Source organism: Proteus sp. G2609 (assembly GCF_963896135.1).
In the GTDB taxonomy this organism is placed as follows: domain Bacteria; phylum Pseudomonadota; class Gammaproteobacteria; order Enterobacterales; family Enterobacteriaceae; genus Proteus; species Proteus mirabilis.
In genome coordinates, this window is record NZ_CAWQNB010000003.1 from 114,677 (window position 1) to 138,902 (window position 24,226).

Annotated in this window: 20 protein-coding genes and 1 other RNA gene; 8 read left to right on the forward strand and 13 right to left on the reverse strand. The window is 39.3% G+C overall.

All coding sequences use genetic code 11. The features are described from left to right. Window positions 1-507: 507 nt before the first annotated feature. Window positions 508-1,830, forward strand: coding sequence for an L-cysteine desulfidase family protein (locus tag AACV01_RS00930; protein ID WP_049220198.1), 1,323 nt, complete (start codon window positions 508-510; stop codon window positions 1,828-1,830). 187 nt (window positions 1,831-2,017) lie between these two features. On the opposite strand, the gene yjiA is transcribed toward AACV01_RS00930, so the two are convergent. The 7 genes from yjiA to apt all read right to left on the reverse strand — a co-directional run bounded on the left by yjiA (window position 2,018) and on the right by apt (window position 9,635). Continuing rightward, window positions 2,018-2,995 (reverse strand): GTPase, encoded by a 978-nt coding sequence (gene yjiA, locus AACV01_RS00935; RefSeq protein WP_046335242.1) that lies wholly within the window; start codon window positions 2,993-2,995, stop codon window positions 2,018-2,020. A gap of 22 nt (window positions 2,996-3,017) precedes the next feature. Beyond that, window positions 3,018-3,224, reverse strand: a complete 207-nt coding sequence (locus AACV01_RS00940; protein ID WP_004245057.1) for a YbdD/YjiX family protein — start codon at window positions 3,222-3,224, stop codon at window positions 3,018-3,020. 64 nt (window positions 3,225-3,288) lie between these two features. Further along, window positions 3,289-5,439, reverse strand: coding sequence for a carbon starvation CstA family protein (locus AACV01_RS00945; protein WP_004245058.1), 2,151 nt, complete (start codon window positions 5,437-5,439; stop codon window positions 3,289-3,291). A gap of 451 nt (window positions 5,440-5,890) precedes the next feature. Continuing rightward, on the reverse strand, window positions 5,891-6,496 hold the full coding sequence (gene recR / locus AACV01_RS00950; protein ID WP_004245059.1) for a recombination mediator RecR: 606 nt from the start codon (window positions 6,494-6,496) through the stop codon (window positions 5,891-5,893). Continuing rightward, on the reverse strand, window positions 6,496-6,825 hold the full coding sequence (locus AACV01_RS00955; RefSeq protein WP_004245060.1) for a YbaB/EbfC family nucleoid-associated protein: 330 nt from the start codon (window positions 6,823-6,825) through the stop codon (window positions 6,496-6,498). The genes recR and AACV01_RS00955 overlap by 1 nt, the downstream gene beginning before the upstream one ends. 54 nt (window positions 6,826-6,879) lie before the next feature. Continuing rightward, window positions 6,880-8,856 (reverse strand): DNA polymerase III subunit gamma/tau, encoded by a 1,977-nt coding sequence (dnaX, locus tag AACV01_RS00960; protein WP_161682311.1) that lies wholly within the window; start codon window positions 8,854-8,856, stop codon window positions 6,880-6,882. Window positions 8,857-9,083: 227 nt separating this feature from the next. Further along, window positions 9,084-9,635, reverse strand: coding sequence for an adenine phosphoribosyltransferase (apt, locus tag AACV01_RS00965; protein ID WP_161682313.1), 552 nt, complete (start codon window positions 9,633-9,635; stop codon window positions 9,084-9,086). Window positions 9,636-9,772: 137 nt separating this feature from the next. On the opposite strand from apt, the gene priC reads away from it, so the two are divergent. Next, entirely contained in the window at window positions 9,773-10,315 is a 543-nt protein-coding gene (gene priC / locus AACV01_RS00970; protein WP_004247249.1) for a primosomal replication protein PriC, read from the forward strand. Between the two features lie 11 nt (window positions 10,316-10,326). Next, window positions 10,327-10,482, forward strand: a complete 156-nt coding sequence (gene rsmS / locus AACV01_RS00975; RefSeq protein WP_004245067.1) for a pleiotropic regulatory protein RsmS — start codon at window positions 10,327-10,329, stop codon at window positions 10,480-10,482. Window positions 10,483-10,494: 12 nt separating this feature from the next. Here rsmS and mscK read toward each other — a convergent pair whose 3' ends face one another. The 3 genes from mscK to acrR all read right to left on the reverse strand — a co-directional run bounded on the left by mscK (window position 10,495) and on the right by acrR (window position 15,074). Then, complete coding sequence (mscK, locus tag AACV01_RS00980; protein WP_161682315.1) at window positions 10,495-13,923, reverse strand: mechanosensitive channel MscK; 3,429 nt, start codon at window positions 13,921-13,923, stop codon at window positions 10,495-10,497. Window positions 13,924-14,047: 124 nt separating this feature from the next. Beyond that, window positions 14,048-14,401 carry a DsrE/DsrF/TusD sulfur relay family protein gene (locus AACV01_RS00985; RefSeq protein ID WP_004245069.1) on the reverse strand — a complete coding sequence of 118 codons (354 nt, stop codon included), beginning with the start codon at window positions 14,399-14,401 and terminating at the stop codon, window positions 14,048-14,050. Between the two features lie 28 nt (window positions 14,402-14,429). Then, window positions 14,430-15,074, reverse strand: a complete 645-nt coding sequence (gene acrR / locus AACV01_RS00990) for a multidrug efflux transporter transcriptional repressor AcrR (protein ID WP_004245070.1) — start codon at window positions 15,072-15,074, stop codon at window positions 14,430-14,432. Window positions 15,075-15,199: 125 nt separating this feature from the next. Here acrR and AACV01_RS00995 point away from each other — a divergent pair, with 125 nt between their 5' ends. From AACV01_RS00995 to AACV01_RS01010, 4 genes are all read left to right on the forward strand, one after another. Next, window positions 15,200-16,390 carry an efflux RND transporter periplasmic adaptor subunit gene (locus tag AACV01_RS00995; protein WP_020945214.1) on the forward strand — a complete coding sequence of 397 codons (1,191 nt, stop codon included), beginning with the start codon at window positions 15,200-15,202 and terminating at the stop codon, window positions 16,388-16,390. A 14-nt stretch (window positions 16,391-16,404) separates the two neighbouring features. Then, entirely contained in the window at window positions 16,405-19,563 is a 3,159-nt protein-coding gene (locus AACV01_RS01000; RefSeq protein ID WP_041700977.1) for an efflux RND transporter permease subunit, read from the forward strand. A gap of 657 nt (window positions 19,564-20,220) precedes the next feature. Then, window positions 20,221-20,583, forward strand: coding sequence for an Hha toxicity modulator TomB (gene tomB, locus AACV01_RS01005; protein WP_004245073.1), 363 nt, complete (start codon window positions 20,221-20,223; stop codon window positions 20,581-20,583). A 45-nt stretch (window positions 20,584-20,628) separates the two neighbouring features. Further along, window positions 20,629-20,832, forward strand: a complete 204-nt coding sequence (locus AACV01_RS01010) for an HHA domain-containing protein (RefSeq protein WP_004245074.1) — start codon at window positions 20,629-20,631, stop codon at window positions 20,830-20,832. A 399-nt stretch (window positions 20,833-21,231) separates the two neighbouring features. Here the strand turns inward: AACV01_RS01010 and ffs are convergent. Beyond that, window positions 21,232-21,328: signal recognition particle sRNA small type (ffs, locus tag AACV01_RS01015), an RNA gene on the reverse strand. Window positions 21,329-21,622: 294 nt separating this feature from the next. Between ffs and tesB the strand changes: the two genes are divergently transcribed. Further along, complete coding sequence (gene tesB / locus AACV01_RS01020) at window positions 21,623-22,498, forward strand: acyl-CoA thioesterase II (protein WP_012367483.1); 876 nt, start codon at window positions 21,623-21,625, stop codon at window positions 22,496-22,498. Window positions 22,499-22,541: 43 nt separating this feature from the next. Here the strand turns inward: tesB and amtB are convergent, their stop codons facing one another. Next, window positions 22,542-23,840, reverse strand: a complete 1,299-nt coding sequence (gene amtB / locus AACV01_RS01025) for an ammonium transporter AmtB (RefSeq protein ID WP_046335240.1) — start codon at window positions 23,838-23,840, stop codon at window positions 22,542-22,544. 12 nt (window positions 23,841-23,852) lie between these two features. Continuing rightward, on the reverse strand, window positions 23,853-24,191 hold the full coding sequence (locus AACV01_RS01030; protein WP_004247234.1) for a P-II family nitrogen regulator: 339 nt from the start codon (window positions 24,189-24,191) through the stop codon (window positions 23,853-23,855). Window positions 24,192-24,226 lie beyond the last annotated feature (35 nt).

Consider the following 24,226-nt stretch of genomic DNA (forward strand, 5'->3'; position numbering starts at 1 on the left):
ATATTTTAATTATTATTTTACTATTATCTACATCATGCAAATAGATAAATATATTTATAAAAAAACCTCAGATTATTCTTATACCAAAGCTGCAAAAAGTCATAATATTCACTATGTTAAATAATGAGTGTAAGTGATGCTATCATCATCACTGGTTGGTCATTTATTTAACTATTCTGAGTTAGCCCACATTAAGTATGATATTATACTAACAATAGAATGAGTCATTCATTCTATTGTTTTTTATTTATAATCATCAACTATCATTAAAGAAATTATTTTGTTCGATTTGATACTATTACTGCTACATCAAATTCTTCAATAATCCACACTTATCCAAGATAAAATATTACTAATTTAATATCTGTAAATAGTATTTTTTTCTCAAAATTTACACCCGCTTAGGAAATTCAGAAAACATTTTCTCCAATAGATTCAGTATGATCAAAGCATCAAAATTACAATATAACGCCTTGAATTATTAAACTATTTATTGGACATAATGCAATGAAAGAACAATTATCTTCCTACTGGAAAATATTAATTGAAGCTGTTAAGCAACAAGTGAAGCCAGCTTTAGGTTGTACCGAACCCATTTCACTTGCATTAGCTGCTGCCACTGCAGCTCGTTATCTGCAACATAATATCACCCGTATTAGCGCAGAGGTTTCTCCTAACTTAATGAAAAACGGAATGGGAGTGACTGTACCGGGCACGGGTATGGTGGGATTATCTATTGCGGCTAGTTTAGGAGCTGTTGCTGGAGATAGTGAAGCAGGTCTAGAAGTATTAAAAAATGCCACACCAGAACAAGTTGAGTTGAGTAAAAATCTATTAAATTCAGGCATTGTTTCCGTATCAATAAAAAAAGCCTGCCAAGAGGTGCTTTACTCTGAGGTTACCGTTGAAGATGGTGAAAACAGTGCCACCGTCATTATTGCAGGTGATCATACTAATATTGTTAAAATTATCCATAATGGTCAGGTGGTGCTTGATAAATTATCATCACAATCTGAACAAACGGCCTCACCTTGCCAAATTAAGCAAGCCTTAACCAACACTAACACACGAGAAATCTATCAGTTTATTACTCAAGCTCCTGTAGAAGAAATTTCTTTTATTTTGCAATCGGCGCAATTAAATGACGCATTATCAAAAGAAGGCTTGAACAATACTTACGGTTTGCATATTGGTCAAACCTTACAACGCCAGCAACAACGTGGCTTGTTAGCTAAAGATCTGCTTTCTGAAATTATGATCCGCACTTCAGCGGCTTCTGATGCACGTATGGGCGGTGCCGTACTCCCCGCAATGAGTAACTCAGGTTCAGGAAATCAAGGTATTGCAGCTACAATGCCTGTTGTGGTGGTTGCTGAATATTTACAGGTTAATGAAGAAAAAATGGCAAGAGCATTAATGCTTTCACATTTATTAGCCATTTATATTCACCACAAATTCCCGGCACTTTCCGCACTATGTGCCGCAACAACCGCATCAATGGGAGCTGCTGGTGCTATTGCGTGGTTAATGGAAGAACGCTATGAACCCATGGCAATGGCAATTAGTAGTATGATTGGCGATATTAGTGGCGTGATTTGTGATGGTGCCTCTAACAGTTGTGCGATGAAAGTGTCGACAGGAGCAAGTGCCGCTTATAAAGCGGTATTAATGGCGCTAGATGATACCTGCGTGACTGGTAATGACGGCATTGTCACTCATGATGTTGATATGACGATCGAGAATCTTTGTGCATTAGCTAGTCGAGCAATGCAACATACTGATGTACAAATTATTGAAATTATGGAATATAAAGCTGTTGCTAACGGCTAATTAGTATAAAAAAAACACCCCATAATGGTTATTATGGGGTGAAACATAAGATCCTAGGAACAGGATCCTCCTCAAGTCCAGGAGCATGATTAATATTCGTTACTGCTATTTACTGCTTACTACTTACTACTTACTACTTACTGCTATTACATCACTACCAACAAACACTTTTCTCAAACAATCGCTATTACTCATATTCTTTAGTGTTATGCATTAACGCATCGAAACTGGCTTTTATTTCTTCTTCTGGCAGATGAATACCAATAAAGACTAAGGTGCTTTGACGAGTTTCATTCTCTTGCCAAGGTCTATCCCAATCAGCGCTATATAATCGTTGCACTCCTTGGAATAACAATCGGTTAGGACTATCTTTAATATTTAATATCCCCTTATAACGTAATAAGTTATCAGCAAAGCTCAATAACAAAGACTCCATAACATCAGAGACTGCTTGTAACTCAACGGGATAATCAAAATTTAGTACAATAGACTGAATATCATCTTGTTTTTCCGGCTGAAAACGAAACAGGGGTTGCTTGACCTCTAAAGTATCATTCAACATAAAGCCTTTTACGTTAAATAATAGTGCTAAATCAATGTTCCCATTGATCACCGTATAGGTAGGCGCTCTAGCATTAATACGTCTTAAACGAGCAAGTAATTGTTGGCTCGCGGGCTGAATATCTGTTTTAGTTAATAGAATGCGATCCGCATAACCAATTTGAGATTGAGCAATAGCAAATTGATCTAATTGTTGCTGAGCATGGATTGTATCAACCAGTGTAATAATGCCATCTAATAAATAGCGTTGGCAGATCACTTCATGAGAAAAAAATGTTTGTGTGATAGGCCCCGGATCAGCCATCCCAGTACACTCAATCACTAGGCGATCAAACACAATGTCACCACGATCAAGACTATCGCAGAGATCGAGCAAAGTATCTTCAAGCTCATTCGATTTACTACAACAGATACAACCATTGGTGAGTGTTTTTATTTGTGTTGCTCTATCACCAATAATTTCATCATCGATAGGCACTTCACCAAATTCATTTTCAATCACCGCAATTTTATAGCCATGCTCCTCATTGAGCATATGGCGTAAAAGCGTTGTTTTTCCCGATCCTAAAAAGCCAGTCAATATTGTTACTGCAATAGGTTCCATTATTTGTCTCCTTTACAGATTATTAGCAACAGCGGAAACCACCTTTACCATCACCGCCACCATAACGGGCTTCCTGACGTTCACGGAAAAACTCGTTATAGGTCATCACTGGTTTATCAGGATGGTTGTCCTTCATGTGCTGCACATAGTTATCATAATCAGGAATACCTATTAACATACGAGCGGCTTGTCCTAGATATTTTCCAGCTTGCCCTAAATTACCAAACATAAGTTTCTCCTAAGCCCCGCACTCATTAAGTGAGTACGGGGGTTTTTAGCCTATTCGCCTAAGATTAATGACCTGAAGATATCTTCACATCTTTTGGCATAGGTACATATGGTGTTTCTTGTGCTGACTCTTTCGGATTTTTACGTGCTTTCATTGCGGTACGGATACCGTAGAAAATAATGCTGTAAACAACCACTAAGAACAGAATACTTAAACCTGCATTGGTGTAGTTATTAATCACAATGTGGTTCATATTGGTGATTTCTGCGGCAGTAAGATCTGCCCCACCGGCTAAGATTTTCGCTTTGTACTCATTAGCAAGATAGAAGAAACCTTCCATTTGCGGATCATTACTGAGCAGTTTTAATCCTAGCGCCCATGTTGTACAAATTAATAACCATACCGCAGGAATAACGGTTACCCAGATGTATTTCGTTCTCTTCATCTTGATTAAGATGACCGTACCTAAAACAAGTGCAACAGCCGCTAACATCTGATTGGAGATCCCAAACAGTGGCCATAAGCTCTTAACACCACCCAGCGGGTCAACAACACCTTGGTACAATAGATAACCCCATAAACCGACACAACCTGCTGTACCGATAACACCAGCAATAAAAGAGTCTGTTTTCTTCAAGTATGGGATAAAATTACCTAGTAAATCTTGCAGCATAAAACGACCAGAACGAGTTCCTGCGTCTAATGCCGTTAAAATAAAGAGTGCTTCAAATAAGATCCCAAAGTGATACCAGAAGCCCATATCTGCCGCAGGTAAAATTTTATGGAACACCATAGCAATACCCACCGCTAATGTAGGTGCACCACCAGCACGATTAAGTACAGAAGGCTCACCTATATCTTTGGCGGTTTGTAAAATCTCATCTGGAGAGATAACAAAGCCCCATGAGCTAACTGTCGCAGCCGCGTGTACGGTAACATCTTTTAATTGATCCATAATCATTGCGGTATTTTCACCCCCTAACTCATGCAGATTTGGCATTGTAATGCCTAATCCGGCAGGCGGTGTATTCATCGCAAAATAGAGACCTGGTTCAATAATAGAGGCAGCCACTAATGCCATGATCGCAACAAATGATTCCATTAACATTGCGCCATAACCGATAAAACGCGCATCCATTTCATTGGCGATCAATTTAGGCGTTGTACCTGATGCAATCAGTGCGTGGAAACCAGAAACTGCACCACAAGCAATAGTAATAAATAAGAATGGGAATAGAGCCCCTTTCCATAATGGTCCTGTACCATCAATATATTGGGTCATCGCTGGCATTTTTAACTCAGGATTTAGAATAACAATCCCGATAGCTAAACCAACAATTACACCAATTTTTAGGAAAGTCGCTAAATAATCACGAGGGGCTAAAATCAGCCATACTGGCAGTAAAGCAGAGATAAACGCATAACCAATCAACCCAAAAGTAATAGTGGTGTCTTTAAAGGTTAATGCTGGTCCCCAGTAAGGATCACTCGCGATAACGCCACCAAACCAAATAGCGGCAATCAGTAAAACAATACCAATAACAGATACTTCACCCACACGACCTGGGCGAATATAGCGCATATAGATCCCCATAAATAGGGCAATAGGTACTGTTGAACAAACGGTGAATACTCCCCAAGGACTTTCTGCTAATGCTTTCACTACAATCAGGGCTAGCACTGCAAGAATGATGATCATGATAAGGAAACAGCCAAACAACGCGATAGTTCCTGGAACAGGCCCCATCTCTTTCTTTATCATCTCACCGAGAGAGTTACCATTACGGCGCGTCGAAATAAACAGCACCATAAAGTCTTGTACGGCTCCAGCAAGTACCACCCCAGCTAATAACCACAGTGTACCGGGTAAATAACCCATTTGGGCAGCCAATACTGGCCCGACAAGCGGTCCAGCACCCGCAATAGCGGCAAAGTGGTGACCAAAGAGGACATAACGATTAGTTGGAACATAGTTCAAACCATCATTATTAATTACTGAAGGAGTGGCTCGAGTAGGATCGAGCTTCATTACTTTTTGAGCAATATAAAGACTGTAATAACGATAAGCGACTAAGTAGACCGCAACAGAAGCAACAACTATCCATAATGCACTGACGTGTTCACCACGGCGTAGTGCAACCACTGACAGACAAAAAGCACCAATAATCCCGAGGATCACCCAAGGTATGTGCTTAAGAAATGTATTTTTGTTCATGAGACACCTTTTTTTCAGGCAAGACCGAACAGCCAAAGAGTAGTACGGGACAATTGATAATAATTTGAGCGAATATGAAAATAATGACCCGCAGTGACATCATATGAAGAATGTCTGATGAATAGTATTATTAAATCGCTAAACGGTTATATAGTGAGTTAAGCGGTCTATTTTCTCAGTTGAGTGGTTTTACTGATGTTAAAAGGTATTTTTTTTGTGATCGAGATAACAAATTTATGACTATCAATAAGTTAGAAAACTATTAATTCCATAAAAAATCTCTTTTATTACACAAAAAAGGGAGATTTAGATCACAAATAAGCAACAAATAGTCATTATTAATATAATTGAGGCAATATTAACAATATCAGTCAAGGTGATAGTAAAATCAAAAAAAAAAGCACCTCATTATATTGATAACAAGGTGCTTTTTTATTAAATCTTTTGTGTATTAATAGTGGATCTTCTGGCGTCCCGCGATAGAGTGTGACAACGTGGTACCATCCACCATTTCTAATTCACCACCAACAGGCACGCCATGTGCTATTCTGCTAGCAGCAATATCATATTGAGCGCATATCTCAGCAATATAGTTTGCTGTAGCTTCACCTTCCACCGTAGGATTGGTGGCTAAAATCACTTCTGATATAGGCTCTTGGCTTAGACGCTCTTCAAGTCTATCTAAGCCAATATCCATGGGACCAATGCCATCTAGCGGAGATAGATGTCCCATTAACACAAAGTATCGACCCGCAAACTGCCCTGTCTGCTCGATAGCATGAATATCTGCTGGACTTTCCACTACGCATATCTGACCATTTTGCTGACGTCGAGCATTAGCACAGATCGTACAACGCTCTTCTTCAGTAAATGTTCGACAATCACAACAGTGACCAATTTCAGACATTGCACGCGTTAATGCTTGTGCAAGTCGCATTCCTCCGCTTCTATCACGTTGAAGCAGATGAAAAGCCATTCGTTGCGCTGATTTTGGTCCGACGCCGGGTAAACAACGCAACGCTTCCATTAATGATTCAAGAAGAGGGCTAGTTTGCATTAGAATGGCATCTTAAAGCCTGGTGGCAATTGCATACCGTTAGAGACTGATGCCATCTTCTCTTTTTGTGTCTCTTCAATACGACGTGCAGCATCATTAAAGGCGGCAGCAATCAGATCTTCTAACATCTCTTTGTCATCTTCTAGCAGACTAGGATCTATTTCAACACGACGGCAATTATGAGCACCATTGATAGTGATCTTCACTAAGCCAGCACCAGATTCACCAGTGACTTCTAAGTTTGCGATCTCTTCTTGCATTTGCTGCATTTTTTCTTGCATCTGTTGGGCCTGTTTCATCAGATTGCCCAAACCACCTTTTCCGAACATAATTGTCTCTCTTTGTAAAAGCTACGCTGTATAGAAATATACAACATGTTGCGATTAAACAGGCCGGATACTCTCTTCATCCAATTCAGCATCAAAATAGTGCTGTAATGTCTGAATGGTTTTATCCGTAGTAATCGATTGACGCGCTAGCGCCAACTTCTCTTCATAAATGGCTTGTCGCCATTCTAACGGCGTTTTAACCGTTAGATTATCATCTTCTATAATTGTGAGTGAAATTGCTTTTCCATGCAATTCACTTAGCGCATTTGTCAGTGTTCGTAGTGCATTTGCTGAATTTAAATGTTTCTGCTTACTGCGTAAATGCAAAATGATCGTTTCTTCACCGACCGTCTCTTTATAGGCATTTAACGCTAACTGCTGCACTAACTTCGGCAATGGCATTTTAGCTATTTCCGCCGCCCACTCGTCCCGCTGTTGCGATTCTTGCGCAATTTTAGCGGCTAATTCAGGCGTTTTTTCATACTCAAGAACTTCTTTGATCTCTTTCGGTGAAGAGACCACGGGCTCTGTTACTTGTGCCTGTGGATTTTGTGGCTTCCATTGATAAGCTTCTTTTTTCTTTTTCTCGACTGCAACAGATGACCGTTTTTCATTAACCCTTTGCTGGCGTTTTTCACTGACGGCTGCTAGCCGCTCTAATGCACTAGCAGCCGGCTTAGCCTGTTTAGGCGTCGCCGGTTGAGGCTTTTTTGGTGGCGTCTCTTGCTCAGCTCCCCTTATGGCTTGCCGTGCTCTTAGCAGTTGTGCCGCAGGGCTATTTCCTAATGCAGCACTGTTTTCTGGCGACGGTGATACTTTGGGTGTCGCCGTTGCCATATTGCTTCTCACTTGAGGCTCCGATGTTTCAACTCGCTGTTGATTCGGCTGTGATGCTAAAGGCAATGTTTGCGCTAAAGGAGCCGTAGGGATTTCATCAATGACAGTTTTAGGATGAAAAGCAAGCGCCCTGAGAAGGGTCATTTCTACACCCATACGTCTGTCTGGCGCATAAGCCAGCTCTTTTCGCCCAACTAATAAAGTTTGATAATAAAGTTGTAAATCTTGTGGCGACACTGATTTGGCTAATAAACGTAAACGCTCTTGTGTAAATTGCTCTTGGGGATTATTTTCACTCGGCAAAAGTTGTAACATCGCAATTTGATGTAATAATGAGAGCGTTTCGACTAAAAAGTTTTCCCAATCCGTTCCTCTTAAAGCAACCTCATTAACCAACGACATCACTTGTTGGCCATCTGCTTTTACTAAAGCTTCAATCAGTGCTAATGGTTGTGCATCATCAATCGTGCCTAGCATACGACTAACGACTTCTGTACTTACAATACCTTCGCCACTCGCAATTGCTTGGTCGGTTAGGCTTAATGCGTCACGCATACTTCCATCTGCTGCACGGGCAATTAATTGGCGTGCTCGCACATCATTTTCAATGTGTTCTGCGGATAGTACTTTCTCAAGCTGTGTCGCTATTTGGTCAACATCAAGTGCCCGCAGATGAAATTGCAAACAACGAGATAAGATAGTAACAGGTAGTTTTTGAGGATCTGTGGTAGCCAACAGGAATTTAACGTGTTCAGGTGGCTCTTCTAACGTTTTAAGTAACGCATTAAAACTATGACGAGAAAGCATATGCACTTCGTCAATAAGATAGACTTTAAAACGACCACGAGCCGGCGCATATTGAACATTATCGAGTAGCTCTCGCGTATCTTCAACTTTCGTTCTTGATGCCGCATCGATTTCTATTAAATCAACAAAACGCCCTTGCTCTATCTCAAGGCAATTAGCACATTTACCACAAGGTTTACTGGTTATGCCTGTTTCGCAATTCAGCCCTTTAGCAAATAGACGGGCGATCGTCGTTTTTCCAACACCGCGAGTGCCAGAAAAAAGATAAGCATGATGCAACCTTTGGTGATCAAGACCATTAGCCAATGCGGTCAAAACATGACGTTGACCGACAACATCGTTAAAAGTTTGTGGGCGCCACTTTCGGGCAAGTACCTGATAGCTCATTGATTCCGCTAAATATGAACAAGATTTATCTCTATGCTAACACAGGGATAGCCTATTGAGCGAGATCTGTAGGAAACAAATGAGATATTGATGAAATTATCCGCACACTTTAAAGCGGTGACTATTGTGCGGGCCCAATGTATTGGGTCATACATTTTGATACACCCGCACGATGATAAGTATTTACCAACAAATGCATTAAGCATCTGATTGACACTAAAAAAGCATTAATGCCCTGGGAAATTAACTAATGTGAAGCTATGGATCCCTTCTTTTTCTAGACGTTCAATACCGCCTAAATCAGGTAAACAGATAATAAATGCAGCTTCTGTTACAGTTCCACCTAAACGACGAATAAGACGAGCAGTCGCTTCGATAGTACCACCAGTTGCTAATAAGTCATCAACCATTAATACTTTATCTTTATCCGTAATGCTGTCTTTATGGATCTCTAATGTATCTGTACCGTACTCTAGATCATAAGTTTCACTAAGCGTCTCACGAGGCAATTTACCTTTTTTACGCACTGGCACAAAACCCACACCTAAACGTAAAGCAACTGGGGCACCAAATAAGAACCCGCGGGCTTCGGTACCTACAACTTTAGTGATACCCTGACCTTGATAGTGCTCAACTAATAAATCAATCGTTGCCTGATATGCCACGGGATTATCCAGTAATGTCGTAATATCACGGAATAAGATCCCTTCTTTAGGGTAATCAGGAATGGTTTCAATGCTGTCTTTAATAAATTGCAGTTGTTGCGCGTTAGCAGTCATAATCAGTGCCATAATAAAAAACGAAACGATAGAATCTATGCAATATGCCGTTAAAATGCAACAGAAAGCCAGTGAACAACTCTTTTTTGTTGCTTTAAGTCAATTCATGTTTTTAGCAAAACAGGTACAAAGCCCAAATGAAAAAAACAGATCCATTGAGTTTGTTTAAAAAACAGATCGACAATCTCGCCGAAACCTTAGCGCCAATTGCAAACAAAAAAATTGCAGCACCTTGCTTCGACACAGCACTATTTCACCACCGTAGTGATTCTCTTGGTGGTTATATGCAACAGATCCGCGATAATTTTACTCAGTTAATAACTTGTGTTGAGGCACAACGTAGCCAGCAAGTTAAGTTTCTGGCAACACAAATCCTACAACAAATTGAAGCATTAACTCGTGAATTATCGACACAAACACTAAGAAAGCAAGAAAACCAGCTTAGTCAACGCAAAAAAAGTGTCGATTTATACCAAAAACTTGCCCAACATCAGGATTACGAGCGCCGATTACAGTCGATGATCCAAGATAGAGAGCTTGCTTTAACTCAAGCACAAGGCTTTGTACGCCAACAAGAATTACAAAAAGAGATCGCAGCTCTTGAAAATCGCCTAGCACGTTGTAAAAGTGCCCTAGTTTCTATAGAAAAGAGTATTGAACGACAAGAAGATAAATATTAATCGGAGCCATAATGGAATTAAAAGATGCCCCTAAATCAGTTCAGTTAGCGGTTGATTTGATTTACTTATTTGAAACCAATCATATTGATCCCAACACCGTACTTGAGGCACTGGAAATTGTGCGAGTTGATTATGAGAAAAAACGAGATAATCAAACCGCTAACTAAACATCTTACTACTTAATTAAATGGCGTATTCGCTTCAGGTGTTGAACCATCAAGAGGACCTTTTTTTATTTCTTGCACTTCTTCCCCTCGTTTATTATGCAGATACACTTCTAATTGGTTAAACGCGATATTGATATCATTTTCATTGCAAAGCTTATCAATAGCGCGGTTGACTTCGTCGATAGCAGTATTTCTATCCCCAAGCGTTCTAACATAAAAACGTAATTCATGATTTAGCGTGCTAGCCCCAAATTCGGTAAACAGCACCACAGGCTCTGGCTCAGTCATCACTTTGGGATTATCTTTTGCTGCTTTCATTAAAATGGTTTTCACTTTATCCAAATCAGAACCATAAGCAACACCGACTTGAATGATAATACGTGTGACAGTATCAGATAATGTCCAGTTGATCAGTCGTTCAGTCACAAAGGCTTTATTCGGGATAATAACCTCTTTGCGATCAAAGTCCGTTACCGTGGTTGCTCGGATACGAATACGACTCACTGTTCCAGAATAAGAGCCAATTGTCACCGTATCACCAATTCTGACCGGCCTTTCAAATAAGATAATTATCCCTGAAACAAAGTTAGCGAATATTTCTTGTAAACCAAACCCTAAACCAACCGTTAAGGCTGCCGCCAACCATTGTAGTTTTTCCCATGCTACGCCTAATATCCCCAGCGAAACAATTGTACCTATCGCAATAATAATATAGGTCAGAATAGTCGTAATGGCGTAAGAAGCGCCTTGCTGTAATTTAATTCTTGAAAGAATAAGAACTTCGAGTAAACCCGGTAGGTTTCTTATCATAAACCAAGAGATAGCCATAATGGCAAAAGAGAGGAGTAAGTCCGCAACCGTCACAGCTTTAACCACATTACCTAACTCTGTAGGCAAATTATAATGCCAAAGCGTAATACCATCTAAGTAAGTAAAGATTGTAATAAAGTCAGACCAAATACCATAAAAACTGGAAGCAAAGATAATAAATAAGATCATTGTGGTTAATCTTAATGATTGTTGATTTATCTGCTCCATATCCATCGGCGGCTCTTGGATTGGCTCAAGAGTGTTATCGTCCCCCTCTTTTTTCTCTTTAAGCATCGCTTGTCGGCGCTCTAGCGCTCGACGATACGCCAGTCGTCTTGCTGCAACAGTAAGACCGCGTAAACTCGCGTGGTAAGCAATAAACCACAACATAAGTAGATATAAACTATCAATCCAACGATTGGCTAAACGTAGTGCGGTGTAATAATAACCAAAAATAACTAACCCCATTAAAAGTAAAGGCGAGAAAGTTAATAAGGTGATAACCACTGTTCTCACAACATGATTACCCTTTTCTTGCCACATTTCACGACAAAAAGGTAATGCACACAGACTAATAAAAAAGAGTGAAATAATTGTCACTAATTGACCAATCACATCGCCAACTAACAATAATGGGTTATTAATACCATAAGCGGAAAGTAAAATAATTGGCAGCATGGGGAGCGATAAACGTAATAAACGTTTACGATTTTGTTGTACTCGCTCTAGGGGGATATTAAAGTGATTAACGGCCACTCCATTATCCGACATTAAACGATAAGACCACTCAAACATCAGCCAAAATACCGCAAACTGCCAAGTAAAAGACCAGATAAACTCTTGTTGCACATTAAAGCTATTAATAAGCCAATATCCTATCGCTAACACAATACAAGAAAGGGGTAATGTTTTTAAGAAAACAATCCCTAAAGCCAATGGAGTATGTAACTGCGTATCTTTATTAAGCTTATTAATATCAGCACTTAATTTATCAAACTGCTTATCAAATTTTTTACGTTGCCAAACCAGTATGCTACTGAACAAAATTAGCGCAATCAGTACAGGATATGATTTTTTAGCCCCGGTCAACAGATTTTCATTTGACCAGTTGAGTTTAAAACTTTGAAATTCAGCCACTGCCTGATCTGGAAAGGTTGAGAACCAACTGAGGTTAATCGGTTTATTACTGCTTACCCAGAATATTTGTTGCGCTAAGGTGTTTTCTAATGAACTCACCACACTACGTAGCTGTTGCTGATCCATCTGTAAATTAATAGATTCAGAAATTTGGCTACCCAGTTGATTATTGAGCTTATCCAGTAGATCTCGTCGCGCATCAATCAGTTGTAATAATGCATTATGTAGCTCTTTTAGCTCATTTTTATCAGTAATTTCCGGATGTGCGGCTTGGTACTCTTGCATTAATTGGTCGATATAAAGATTCGGCTGAAAAATCTGATCTCTTTGTTTATTGATTTCAAACTGTTCTAAACGTAAGTCGGCAATTTTATCCGGTAACTTATTGATAAAGATATCATCAGGTAGCTCAATTTGCTCTTCAAACAGAATACGAGAGAGCAACAGACTCCCTTTCAATACATCAATTTGCTCTTTAAGATTGCGCTCTGATTGGATAGCTCTATCTAGGCGGTTTTTGACCATTAAACTATGACGATTTAACTCATTATTATTTTGTGTAGTAATAATCAGCTTATCGCTGAGTTTTTTATTAATATCAGCTTGAGCTAAATAAAAAGCGTTATTTTTAATCGCCTGATTACTCAGCTCTGCCGTCTGCGCCTCTTTGGCAACCTCTTCTGAACTGTCTAAACGTTTATCACTTAAGATCTCTTGCAGTAGTTGAGCATGCTCTTGAGAGAGGTCAATATACGCTGAACTATAATCACGCTGTAATTGTAATAAGCTTTGTAGCTGTACATTAGATTGCAGTGTTCGTTTTTGAAAACTGTTTTGTTGTTGCAAATAATATTGTTCTAATTGTAAAAGTTGCACAGAAGAAGATCGCATTTGAGCTTTATCTGCACTGCTTTTATTTAATGCAATTCGTATTTGTTGCAATCTTTCTGAGTTATTAAATAAGACAGATTGCGCCCTTTCTGGTTGCGTTTGTAAAACAATAAGCTCATTACTGTAATTAGCTAAATCTTCCTGTGCTTTCGCTAAGGATTGTAAAACCTCTTCTAATTGCGACTCTAAAGTTGCAAGCGGTAGGCTCTCTAAAGATTGGCGGTAATCATCAACTTCTTTGTTCGCTATTTTCTGTTTTAATTGACTTAATTGATTTTGAATACTGCGTAGCTTTTCTGGTAATTGCTCTACTGTCTTATTATAGTCGTCTGCTTTTTTCTCTAATTGTTGAATATTATCAAGAAGTAGCAATGCCTGCTCTAGATCACCAATAGTGAGTTTATCTTCGGCACTTAAGTCACTACGTTTATTTAATAAATTAAGCTGGTTTTGAATACTTTCTTTGGTGGGTAAATTATTGCTGACTGTTTCTGCTTTAGCCGGGGTAAAAAGTATATTTCCTAACAAAACAAAGAGGATAGAGACAATAAATATTGTCGAAATAAAATGATTTAATCGAATAAAAACGTTAGATCCACGCATATTGAGCAACTTGTTCAATGAATATTGAAAAACTGCCTCTTAGTATAATCCAATTACTTGAAATTGGCAGTGTCATTAGAACAAGTCGCCTAGATGTTTCTCCCCTGAGAAAACAGAATATTGATCAGAAAGTCAAAATCTTATCCGCGTCGAGAGTCCATTGTGCTAAGTCCACCAATGTCCCAAGTTCAGCACCATCCACTAAAGGTAATTCACTGATACCACGAGTATCTGTACAGGTTTTGCATAACTTAACAGGGACGTTTTGTGCCGTTAAAATTTCTAACATTTGTTGGAGGTTGTAACCTTCTTTGGGTTGCTGATGAGCCAGTGCACCGGTTACCGCATCAGACATTAAAAAGATATTTAATTGCGTTTCTGGATGTTGCTCTTTTAAAGTAATAGATAAACGCAGTGCGTTAAATAATGATTCATTACCGTATGCTGCACCATTTGCAATCACTAATACTTTGCTCATGAACTTCTTCCTTATGTTTAAGAATAAATTAAGATAGCGCCGATATTCTCATATTGACGCTATGCTTAATCATATCAATAAAACTATCAACCAAATATTGACTTTCCTCTTTAATAGAAAAACTTTCTGGTGAAAATAACCAATTTTCAGCAAGCCCTGTCATCATAGCTCTTAACATAATCGCGGCTCTTCTTAAATCAAGGTTGGCAGGAAGTTGTTTTTTTTCGATACAGCGAGATAAAGATTGCTCTATTCTAGAGTAATCGGCTGCACATAATTCTCGGCGGATTTCAACAATTGGTGTCATTTCACCAACAAATTCGCACTTATGGAAATATATTTCTAGAAGTGCATTATGTTTCGGATCTTCGACAATTGATGTCAATATGTAAATAAGCAATTCTCTTAATACAAATAGTGGATCATCTGGATATTTTGATTGATACTCTAATTCTAATGATTCTATTTTTAAGTCGGTGAGTTCACACGCTTCAGTAAATAAATCCACTTTATTCTTAAAGTGCCAATATATTGCACCTCGAGTTACTCCGGCCTCGGTTGCAATATCTGAAAGTGATGTGGCAGAAACACCTTGCACAGTAAATAGCCTAAGTGCAGCATCAATAATCTGCTGTCTTGTCTCTTGTGCTTGGCGTTTAGTTTTTCGTGCCATTATTCCTCGATTTTGACTGAAGTTAATTTACATACATTCATGTATGTTTGTACTATACATCGCAATCATTCATCAACTTAATTATTTTTTATCCCGGGAAACAACTTTTGAATAGAGGTTTTCTTATGCGAAAAAACAGAGGGGTTTTGCCTCTGGCTCTGTTAGTGCTTTCAGGCAGCTTGGTTATTGCTGGATGTGGCGACAAAAATCAGTCTGCTGGAGGTCCACCTCCTGCTCCTGCTGTAGGTGTTGTTACATTAGATGCGAAACCACTGACTATCACAACAGACTTACCTGGTCGTACATCTGCTTATCGTATCGCAGAGGTTCGCCCTCAGGTTGGCGGCATCATCTTAAAACGCAATTACACCGAAGGTAGTTATGTAGAAGCAGGAACATCTTTATACCAAATCGATCCTGCTATTTTTCAAGCTACATTAAACAGTGCTCAAGCTGATTTAGCAAAAGCGAAAGCGAATGCTGAAATTGCTCGCCTAACTGTAGAGCGCTATAAACCTCTACTCGGCACCAATTATGTCAGTAAACAAGATTTTGATACTGCAACATCTCAGTACGCTCAAGCTGTTGCTGCAGTAAAAGCAGCTGAAGCTACAGTGACTAATGCAAAAATTAATCTTGAATATACCAAAGTCACCGCACCAATTTCTGGCCGTTCAGGTAAATCAACGGTAACAGAAGGCGCATTAGTTGCACCTGGTCAGCAAGTGGCTTTAACAACTGTTCAGCAAATCGATCCGATTTATGTCGATGTGACACAATCGAGTGAAGATTATCTGAAATTAAAAAATGAAATTGAAAGTGGCATTATTCGTCAAGAGCAAGGCAAACCTGTTGTTCACTTAACCTTAACTAATGGTCAATCCTACGCTCAAAAAGGTCATTTAGAATTTTCTGATGTGACCGTTGATGAATCCACAGGCTCTATCACTATGCGTGCAATCGTACCTAATCCTAAAGGTGAATTACTGCCTGGTATGTTTGTTCGTACAAAATTAGAAAATGGTATTCGTCAAAATGCTATTTTGATCCCACAACAAGCTGTTATTCGTACTCCTCGTGGTGAAGCAACAACCATGGTCGTTAATAAAGACAACGTGGTTGAAGTGCGTACTATTGAAGTATCACAAGCAGTTGGTAATAAGTGGCTAGTGAATAGTGGTGTTCAGGTTGGTGACCGCGTTATCGTTTCGGGGCTACAAAAAGCAAAACCTGAAATGAAGGTTACGCCACAAGAAGAAAATTTAGATGCAACAGCATCAACTGAAAAATCTGAACCAGCGAAGGATCCTCAATAAGGAGTCGATGATCTATGCCTAAGTTTTTTATAGACAGACCAATATTTGCGTGGGTAATTGCCATAATTACCATGCTTGCTGGTCTTTTGGCACTCATCAAACTGCCTGTTGCACAATATCCAACGATTGCACCGCCAGCAATTTCCATCTCTGCGGTCTATCCAGGAGCTGATGCAACCACGGTACAGAATACTGTAACCCAAGTTATCGAACAAAATATGAATGGTATCGATAACATGGTTTATATGTCTTCAACCAGTGATTCTGCAGGTATGATGAATATCACGCTGACCTTTGAAGCTGGTACTGACCCTGATATTGCGCAAGTCCAAGTGCAAAATAAATTGCAATTGGCAATGCCTCTTTTACCTCAGGAAGTACAACAACAAGGGATTAGTGTCGATAAATCTTCTAGTTCATTCTTAATGGTTGCAGGTTTTATCTCTGGTGATGGCTCGATGTCACAAGATGACATCGCCGACTATGTAGGTGCAACAATTAAAGATCCATTAAGCCGTGTCACAGGGGTGGGTGAAACGCAGTTATTTGGTACACAATACGCAATGCGTATTTGGTTAGATCCAGATAAACTGGTGAAATATAACATGACCACACTTGATGTTATTAATGCGATTAAATCGCAAAATAACCAAGTGGCGGCAGGTCAATTAGGTGGTACGCCACCAGTGCCTGGTCAGCGTTTAAATGTATCTATCATTGCGCAAACTCGACTTAATACACCTGAGCAATTTGCTGATATTCTGATGAAAGTCAATCAAGACGGTTCACAGGTTAAGCTAAAAGATCTGGGTATTGTTGAGATGGGGGCTGAAAACTACAGCACGATTGCTCGCTTTAATGGCTTACCTGCAGCAGGTATTGGTATTAAACTGGCAACAGGTGCTAACGCCCTTGATACCGCAACAGCAGTACGTGCGGCACTGGCTGATATGGAGCCATTCTTCCCTTCTGGATTAGAGGTCGTTTATCCTTACGATACAACACCATTTGTTAAGATCTCTATTTTTGAAGTGGTTAAAACGCTCGTTGAAGCCATTATGCTGGTGTTTGTAGTCATGTATCTGTTCTTACAGAACTTCCGTGCTACATTAATTCCAACCATTGCTGTGCCCGTCGTATTATTAGGGACTTTCGCCATATTGTCCGCGTTTGGCTATTCGATAAACACCTTGACGATGTTCGCGATGGTACTAGCCATCGGTCTACTGGTTGATGATGCTATCGTTGTAGTAGAAAACGTTGAACGTGTGATGCAAGAGGAAGGACTGTCACCTAAAGAAGCGACACGTAAGTCTATGGGACAAATCCAAGGTGCATTGGTGGGTATTGCCCTCGTGTTATCTGCGGTATTTATTCCAATGGCATTCTTTGGTGGTTCAACGGGTGCGATTTACCGACAGTTCTCAGTTACTATTGTATCAGCGATGGTGCTGTCTGTTTTCGTGGCATTGATTTTAACCCCTGCACTTTGTGCAACATTGTTAAAACCAATCCCGAAAGGCAGCCATGGTGTACAAACAGGTTTCTTTGGTTGGTTTAACCGCGTTTTTGAAAAAAGTAGTCACCACTATACAGACAGTGTTTCTCGTACACTGCGTGGTACAGGTCGTTACTTACTGATCTACGTCTTACTTGTTGCTGCTATGGCAATTATGTTTGTGCGTTTACCGGCGTCTTTCTTACCAGAAGAAGACCAAGGGGTGTTACTGACAATGGTTCAGTTGCCCGCTGGATCAACCCAAGAGCAGACACAAGACGTATTAACACAAGTCAATGACTACTTTAATACTAAAGAAAAAGATGTGGTTAAGTCGGTCTTTACCGTCAGCGGCTTTGGTTTTGGTGGTCAAGGTCAAAACATGGGGCTTGCTTTCGTCGTATTAAATGATTGGGATGAGCGTAAATCAGACCAAGACAAAGTCCCTGCTATTGTCGGTCGTGCTAACCAAGCTCTTTCTCAAATTAAAGAAGCCTTTGTTTACTCCTTTAATATTCCAGCAATTGTTGAGTTAGGCTCTGCAGGTGGTTTTGAATTCGAGTTAATCGATAATGCCAACCTGGGACACGAAAAACTCATGGAAGCAAGAAACCAATTGCTTGGAATGGCAGCACAAGAGCCACAAATGTTGACGGGTGTGCGTCCTAACGGTCAAGAAGATACCTCTCAGTATCGTCTTTATATCGACTTAGAAAAAGCACAAGCTCAAGGTGTTGCGGTCAGTGATATCTACTCAACATTAGGTACGATGTTTGGTGGTAGCTACGTTAACGACTTTATCGACCGTGGTCGTGTGAAGAAAGTTTACGTTCAAGCAGAATCACAATTCCGCATGTTGCCACAAGATATTGCTAATCTTTATGTTCGTAACAATGCGGGTCAGATGGTGCCTTTCTCATCCTTCATTGATACTAGTAAAGATCCTTGGTTATATGGCTCACCACGTTTAGAGCGTTATAATGGTTTACCAGCTGTCCAGATCCAAGGTAGTGCAACACCGGGACAAAGTAGTGGTGATGCAATGCTAATGATGGAACAACTCGCCAGCAAATTACCAAGTGGTATTGGCTACGAGTGGACGGGTATGTCATACCAAGAACGTCTATCAGGTAACCAAGCGCCAGCACTGTATACTATTTCATTAATTGTAGTATTCCTTTGTTTGGCGGCACTCTATGAAAGTTGGTCAGTGCCTTTCTCAGTTATGTTAGTCGTACCTTTAGGGGTCATTGGTGCATTAGCATTTACTACATTGAGAGGGCTTGAAAACGACGTTTACTTTAAGGTTGGGCTACTTACCACCATTGGGTTATCGGCGAAGAACGCCATATTGATTGTCGAATTCGCCAAAGACTTAATGGAAAAAGAGGGTAAAGGGCTAGTAGAAGCGACGTTAGACTCCGTTAGAATGCGTCTACGTCCAATTCTAATGACATCGTTAGCCTTTATGCTTGGGGTTATTCCTCTGGTATTAAGTAACGGTGCAGGCTCCGGTGCGCAAAACTCGGTAGGTACAGGGGTATTCGGTGGTATGATTGCCGCGACATCCCTTGCTATTTACTTTGTTCCTATTTTCTTCGTTGTGATCCGCAGAAGGTTTGCGAAGAAAAACGAAGACTTAGAGCACCCAAACTATCCGCACCAAACTAAGTAATCATTATGCTATACCGCAGCCAACATAATTTGTTGGCTACCCATCAAAAAGGTCGCTTGGCGGCCTTTTTGTTTTATTTTAATTTTACGTGTTAATCCCGCCCCTTTATATTGTTATCAATTAAAGAAAAACATATCCCCAATCAATAAATCAGTTTAATTTTTTTCTTATATATGACTTTTTGTCAAATTTAACGCACTATTTTTTATTAATATCAGCTTATCACCAAGACTATTTAGCGATATAAGACATTTTTAGCAAACAAATACTAGGATAATCATCAAGTTAATTATCCTTACTTTTACGCTTCTCAACTAAATTTTTACGAAAATAGACAAATTTCTATCGCTCAGATAGTGACTTATGCAATAATAGTGCTATATTAAGCGTACAGTACTTTTATTTTGTACACTTTTTCAACTTGCATTGAATGTAGTTTCGTATTTAAATACCTTTTTCAAATTACACCATTACTATGTAGAAATAATAAAAACAATTATTAAACATTATTGGTATATGAATAAAATATAAAGTTGCTGTTTATTTTAAGATTGTTTAATTAATTCATTACTGAATTAAGCCGCAAGCTTCATTAATAGCTAATTTATCAGTATTAATTATTAGTGTTTCTTTAGCATAATTCAGTCACAATAAGCTATGGACGAATATTCACCAGAAAAAATAGATTTAGCTGAATTGTCATTTTTATGTGAAGAGCTATTACAGCAAGCATTAAGCTCATTAGATAAAGGTACCGCAGTTTGGAACAATGATCTAAGTAGCACAAAAAGCGTTGACCTTAATGCCCTAATTGATCACATTATGGGTTTTAGTTGGCTGTTTAAGATAAAATATCCTGATAAACACGCTATTAACACTTTAATGGAAGAGTGCATAGAAGAGACTTATCGGTTATTCGGTAGTGACTCCATTTCCTACTCGGAATTGAATAATTGGAAAGAGTTAAACTATTCACTGTTAACGCTTATCGATAAAAATCCTAAAAGTTATATCAAGTAAATTAAATTACCTTTAGTTTTATTTAAATTATAGAGAAAAGACAACATGACTAAAACAGACTATCTAATGCGTTTAAGAAAATGCACCTCAATCGAAACCCTTGAAAGAGTGATTGAAAAGAACAAATATGAACTGACCGATGATGAGTTAGAGCTATTTTATTCAGCTGCAGACCATCGTTTAGCAGAGCTAACCATGAACAAACTTTATGACAAGATCCCAGCATCTGTTTGGAAATTTGTAAGATAATCGTATTAGCAAGTAACCATTAGTATCCTCTTATTTTTACTATCTCTTTATAGTAATTGGGTTAATAGTTCTTATTTTTAGGTATCGTTTTATTCATGCTTTTTTAATAAGTAAAATGATTACACACTATCATGCCGTGCTTATAACGGCATGACGGCATAATTCTTACAACTTCTCTTATTATTCATCTATAACGCGAAGGCGATAATAGGTGAAAGGTATTCTGTTTCTTATTAATTCACCAAACCCATATTGAGAGTAAATATAGTTAAAAAAACTATTAATTAAACAATATGTAAATAGAAATATGTTTAGATGCAAACGTTCAACGATACGATTACGATGAAGAAAGTAACTGGATAAAAAATAGCGGGATTGCAATGCAGAAATTGGGTGGGGCCTTGCCAGCGACATCCCGGCACACACGACACCTGCCATGGCTGCTTCCTTCCGGACCTGACCGAGTTAACAAGTTAGTGTTGCGGGAGAACCAACAAGACCCCATAGATTGTCTTATTGCTAAGACGATATGCATTATCTTTTAAAGCTATCCAAATAGCAAGGAAAGCCAGACCAAGTGCTGATAAATTACTCAATAAGGCCTTATTCTTTGCCAAATTCTTTCAATTTATGCCCTCTATTAGCTAACATCGCGATTGATCCCCTATCAAATAAGGTGTTACGGCATTTTTAGCAAAATATAAACAGCAGATTATTTTTTTATCCGATAGCGGATTGTATATAATCAAAACTATAAAACATAATCTATCCGATGATATATAGGTAAACTATGAGCCAGGCATTAAAAAAACTTATCAACTTAATGGAGCTTGAAAAAATAGAAGAAGGCCTATTTAGAGGTCAAAGTGAAGATTTAGGTTTACCACAAGTCTTTGGTGGACAAGTTGTTGGCCAAGCTCTTTATGCGGCAAAACAAACAATTGCTGATAATCGCTATGTTAATTCATTTCACAGCTATTTTTTACGACCTGGTGATAGCCATAAGCCTATTGTTTACGATGTGGAATCTATCCGTGATGGTGGCTCATTTAGTACTCGTCGCGTCAGTGCTATCCAACAAGGTAAGCCTATTTTTTATATGACCGTCTCTTTCCAAGAGTTTGAAGAAGGCTTTGAACATCAAGATATGATGCCTGAAGTCCCTTTTCCAAATGACTTGATCTCTCAAGATGAGATATTGAAAAAACTTGCCCCAAAATTACCCGAACCTCTAAGAACACTCGCATTAAGAGAAACACCTTTTGAAGCACGCCCCGTGCAATATTTTAGCCCGTTTGGTTATGAGAAAGCACCTGCGGAACGTTATGTTTGGTATCGTAGTCGCGGAGAAATGCCATCTGATCCTTTCCTACACCAATACTTATTAGGTTATATCTCTGATTTTGATTTTTTACCCACCTCACTGCAACCTTATGGTTTAGGTTTTATGGATCCGAGTTTACAAGTGGCTACCATCGATCATTCCATGTGGTTCCATCGCCCATTTCGTGTTGATGACTGGTTACTTTATGCTATTGAAAGTCCATCAGCCTCAGGTGGTCGCGGATTTGTGAGAGGAAAAATGTTTAATATGAGTGGGCAACTAGTTGCCTCTTCTGTTCAAGAAGGTGTTATCCGTCAAAAACGAATAAAATCTAACAAATAACGCGGTGAGAATATTCCCCCCTCAGTTGAGGGGGAATAGACCATTACTGCTCGTACGCTCTTTCTCCATGAGTGGTTATATCTAATCCATCATGCTCTTCTTCTTGTGAGACACGCAATCCCACTAGCTTATCGGCAATTTTAAAGGCAATGTAAGCCACAACACTTGACCAAATAAGCGTAATCACAACACTAAATAATTGAGTTAGCACTTGCTTACCTAACGTCATATGCTCGCTATAACCAATGCCCCCTAAAAATGAAGCCGTAAATATCCCCGTTAATAAACAGCCCGCAATACCACAAGTACCATGAATACCAAAAACATCACAGACATCATCTGCTTTTAACCAACGTTTAAGAACCACAACCCCCCAAAGCCCGATGATGCCAGCAATAATACCAATAACCAAAGCACCAATAGGGCCTACGGTTCCCGCGGCTGGGGTAATAGCAACTAATCCCGCAATGCATCCTGAACAACTACCTAACATAGAAGGTTTCCTTCTCACTAGCCATTCAGCAAATGTCCACGCAAGAACTGCACCTGCGGTAGCTACAACTGTATTTAAAAACGCCAATGCAGCAATACTATTAGCGCTCCCTGCAGAGCCTGCATTAAAACCAAACCAACCAATATAAAGTACCGCTGTACCAGTAAAGACCATAGGTAAATTATGTGGTTTAATCGCAGTATGTTGATAATCACCTCGTTTACCTAGTAAGTAAGCACCAACAAGCGCTGCTACAGCGGCATTAATATGGACAACCGTCCCTCCCGCAAAATCTAATGCTCCATCATCGATAAGCCAACCACCTTCTCCCCATACCATATGGGCAATGGGAATATATGAAAAAGTAAACCAAATAACAGTAAAGATAAGCAGTGCTGAAAAACGAATACGTTCACCTAATGCGCCAACAATCAGGGCCACGGTGATCACCGCAAAAGAGCCTTGAAATACAACATGCACATATTGATTAATTGCACCAGCAACAGAATCGACTGAAATATTATTTAGGAAAGTAAGTGACCACCCACCCCAAATCTTATTTCCAGCAGTAAACGCCAAACTATAGCCAAACATAATCCAAAGGATAATCACTACACTGAAAATCAACATCACTTGCGTCATTAGTGATAATACATTCTTACTGCGTAGTAACCCGCCATAAAAGAGTGCGATACCGGGAATAGTCATAAAAAACACCAATGCACTACAGATCAGCATAAAACTGTTGTCCGCTTTATCTATGTCTATTGTGGTGGCTCCGATAGCTAACTGAGGTAATAAAAAGTATGTAAGTGCTAACGTAAAAAAATAACTAATAAATCGTTTCATTTGTTAGCTCCTCTACAAGGCTTCTTCACCAGACTCTCCTGTACGAATACGGATCGCCTGCAATAACTCTAAAACAAAAATTTTGCCATCTCCTACTTTACCAGTATCAGTAACTTGGCTTATGGCTTGTAGCACAGGCTCTAATTGCCCATCACAAACCGCTAATTCTATTTTTACTTTAGGAAGAAAGTTAACCTCATACTCAGCTCCCCGATAAAGCTCGGCATGTCCTTTTTGTCGCCCATATCCTTTTACTTCACTGATTGTCATTCCGTTAATCCCAAGCTCAGAGAGTGACTCTCTTACATCTTCTAATTTAAATGGTTTAATAATCGCGATGATATATTTCATATAATTGCTCCATACGGTTTTAGAAAGCGCCATAC

What these genes read in the sequence shown, in the direction of transcription:
- AACV01_RS00930 (WP_049220198.1), top strand. Translation starts at nt 508, where the DNA reads ATGAAAGAACAATTATCTTCCTACTGGAAAATATTAATTGAAGCTGTT.
- AACV01_RS00995 (WP_020945214.1), top strand. Translation starts at nt 15,200, where the DNA reads ATGCGAAAAAACAGAGGGGTTTTGCCTCTGGCTCTGTTAGTGCTTTCA.
- AACV01_RS01010 (WP_004245074.1), top strand. Translation starts at nt 20,629, where the DNA reads ATGACTAAAACAGACTATCTAATGCGTTTAAGAAAATGCACCTCAATC.
- mscK (WP_161682315.1), bottom strand. Translation starts at nt 13,923, where the DNA reads ATGCGTGGATCTAACGTTTTTATTCGATTAAATCATTTTATTTCGACA.
- AACV01_RS00945 (WP_004245058.1), bottom strand. Translation starts at nt 5,439, where the DNA reads ATGAACAAAAATACATTTCTTAAGCACATACCTTGGGTGATCCTCGGG.
- apt (WP_161682313.1), bottom strand. Translation starts at nt 9,635, where the DNA reads ATGACTGCTAACGCGCAACAACTGCAATTTATTAAAGACAGCATTGAA.
- AACV01_RS00940 (WP_004245057.1), bottom strand. Translation starts at nt 3,224, where the DNA reads ATGTTTGGTAATTTAGGGCAAGCTGGAAAATATCTAGGACAAGCCGCT.
- AACV01_RS01030 (WP_004247234.1), bottom strand. Translation starts at nt 24,191, where the DNA reads ATGAAATATATCATCGCGATTATTAAACCATTTAAATTAGAAGATGTA.
- dnaX (WP_161682311.1), bottom strand. Translation starts at nt 8,856, where the DNA reads ATGAGCTATCAGGTACTTGCCCGAAAGTGGCGCCCACAAACTTTTAAC.
- AACV01_RS01000 (WP_041700977.1), top strand. Translation starts at nt 16,405, where the DNA reads ATGCCTAAGTTTTTTATAGACAGACCAATATTTGCGTGGGTAATTGCC.
- tesB (WP_012367483.1), top strand. Translation starts at nt 21,623, where the DNA reads ATGAGCCAGGCATTAAAAAAACTTATCAACTTAATGGAGCTTGAAAAA.
- priC (WP_004247249.1), top strand. Translation starts at nt 9,773, where the DNA reads ATGAAAAAAACAGATCCATTGAGTTTGTTTAAAAAACAGATCGACAAT.
- yjiA (WP_046335242.1), bottom strand. Translation starts at nt 2,995, where the DNA reads ATGGAACCTATTGCAGTAACAATATTGACTGGCTTTTTAGGATCGGGA.
- AACV01_RS00955 (WP_004245060.1), bottom strand. Translation starts at nt 6,825, where the DNA reads ATGTTCGGAAAAGGTGGTTTGGGCAATCTGATGAAACAGGCCCAACAG.
- amtB (WP_046335240.1), bottom strand. Translation starts at nt 23,840, where the DNA reads ATGAAACGATTTATTAGTTATTTTTTTACGTTAGCACTTACATACTTT.
- tomB (WP_004245073.1), top strand. Translation starts at nt 20,221, where the DNA reads ATGGACGAATATTCACCAGAAAAAATAGATTTAGCTGAATTGTCATTT.
- recR (WP_004245059.1), bottom strand. Translation starts at nt 6,496, where the DNA reads ATGCAAACTAGCCCTCTTCTTGAATCATTAATGGAAGCGTTGCGTTGT.
- AACV01_RS00985 (WP_004245069.1), bottom strand. Translation starts at nt 14,401, where the DNA reads ATGAGCAAAGTATTAGTGATTGCAAATGGTGCAGCATACGGTAATGAA.
- acrR (WP_004245070.1), bottom strand. Translation starts at nt 15,074, where the DNA reads ATGGCACGAAAAACTAAACGCCAAGCACAAGAGACAAGACAGCAGATT.
- rsmS (WP_004245067.1), top strand. Translation starts at nt 10,327, where the DNA reads ATGGAATTAAAAGATGCCCCTAAATCAGTTCAGTTAGCGGTTGATTTG.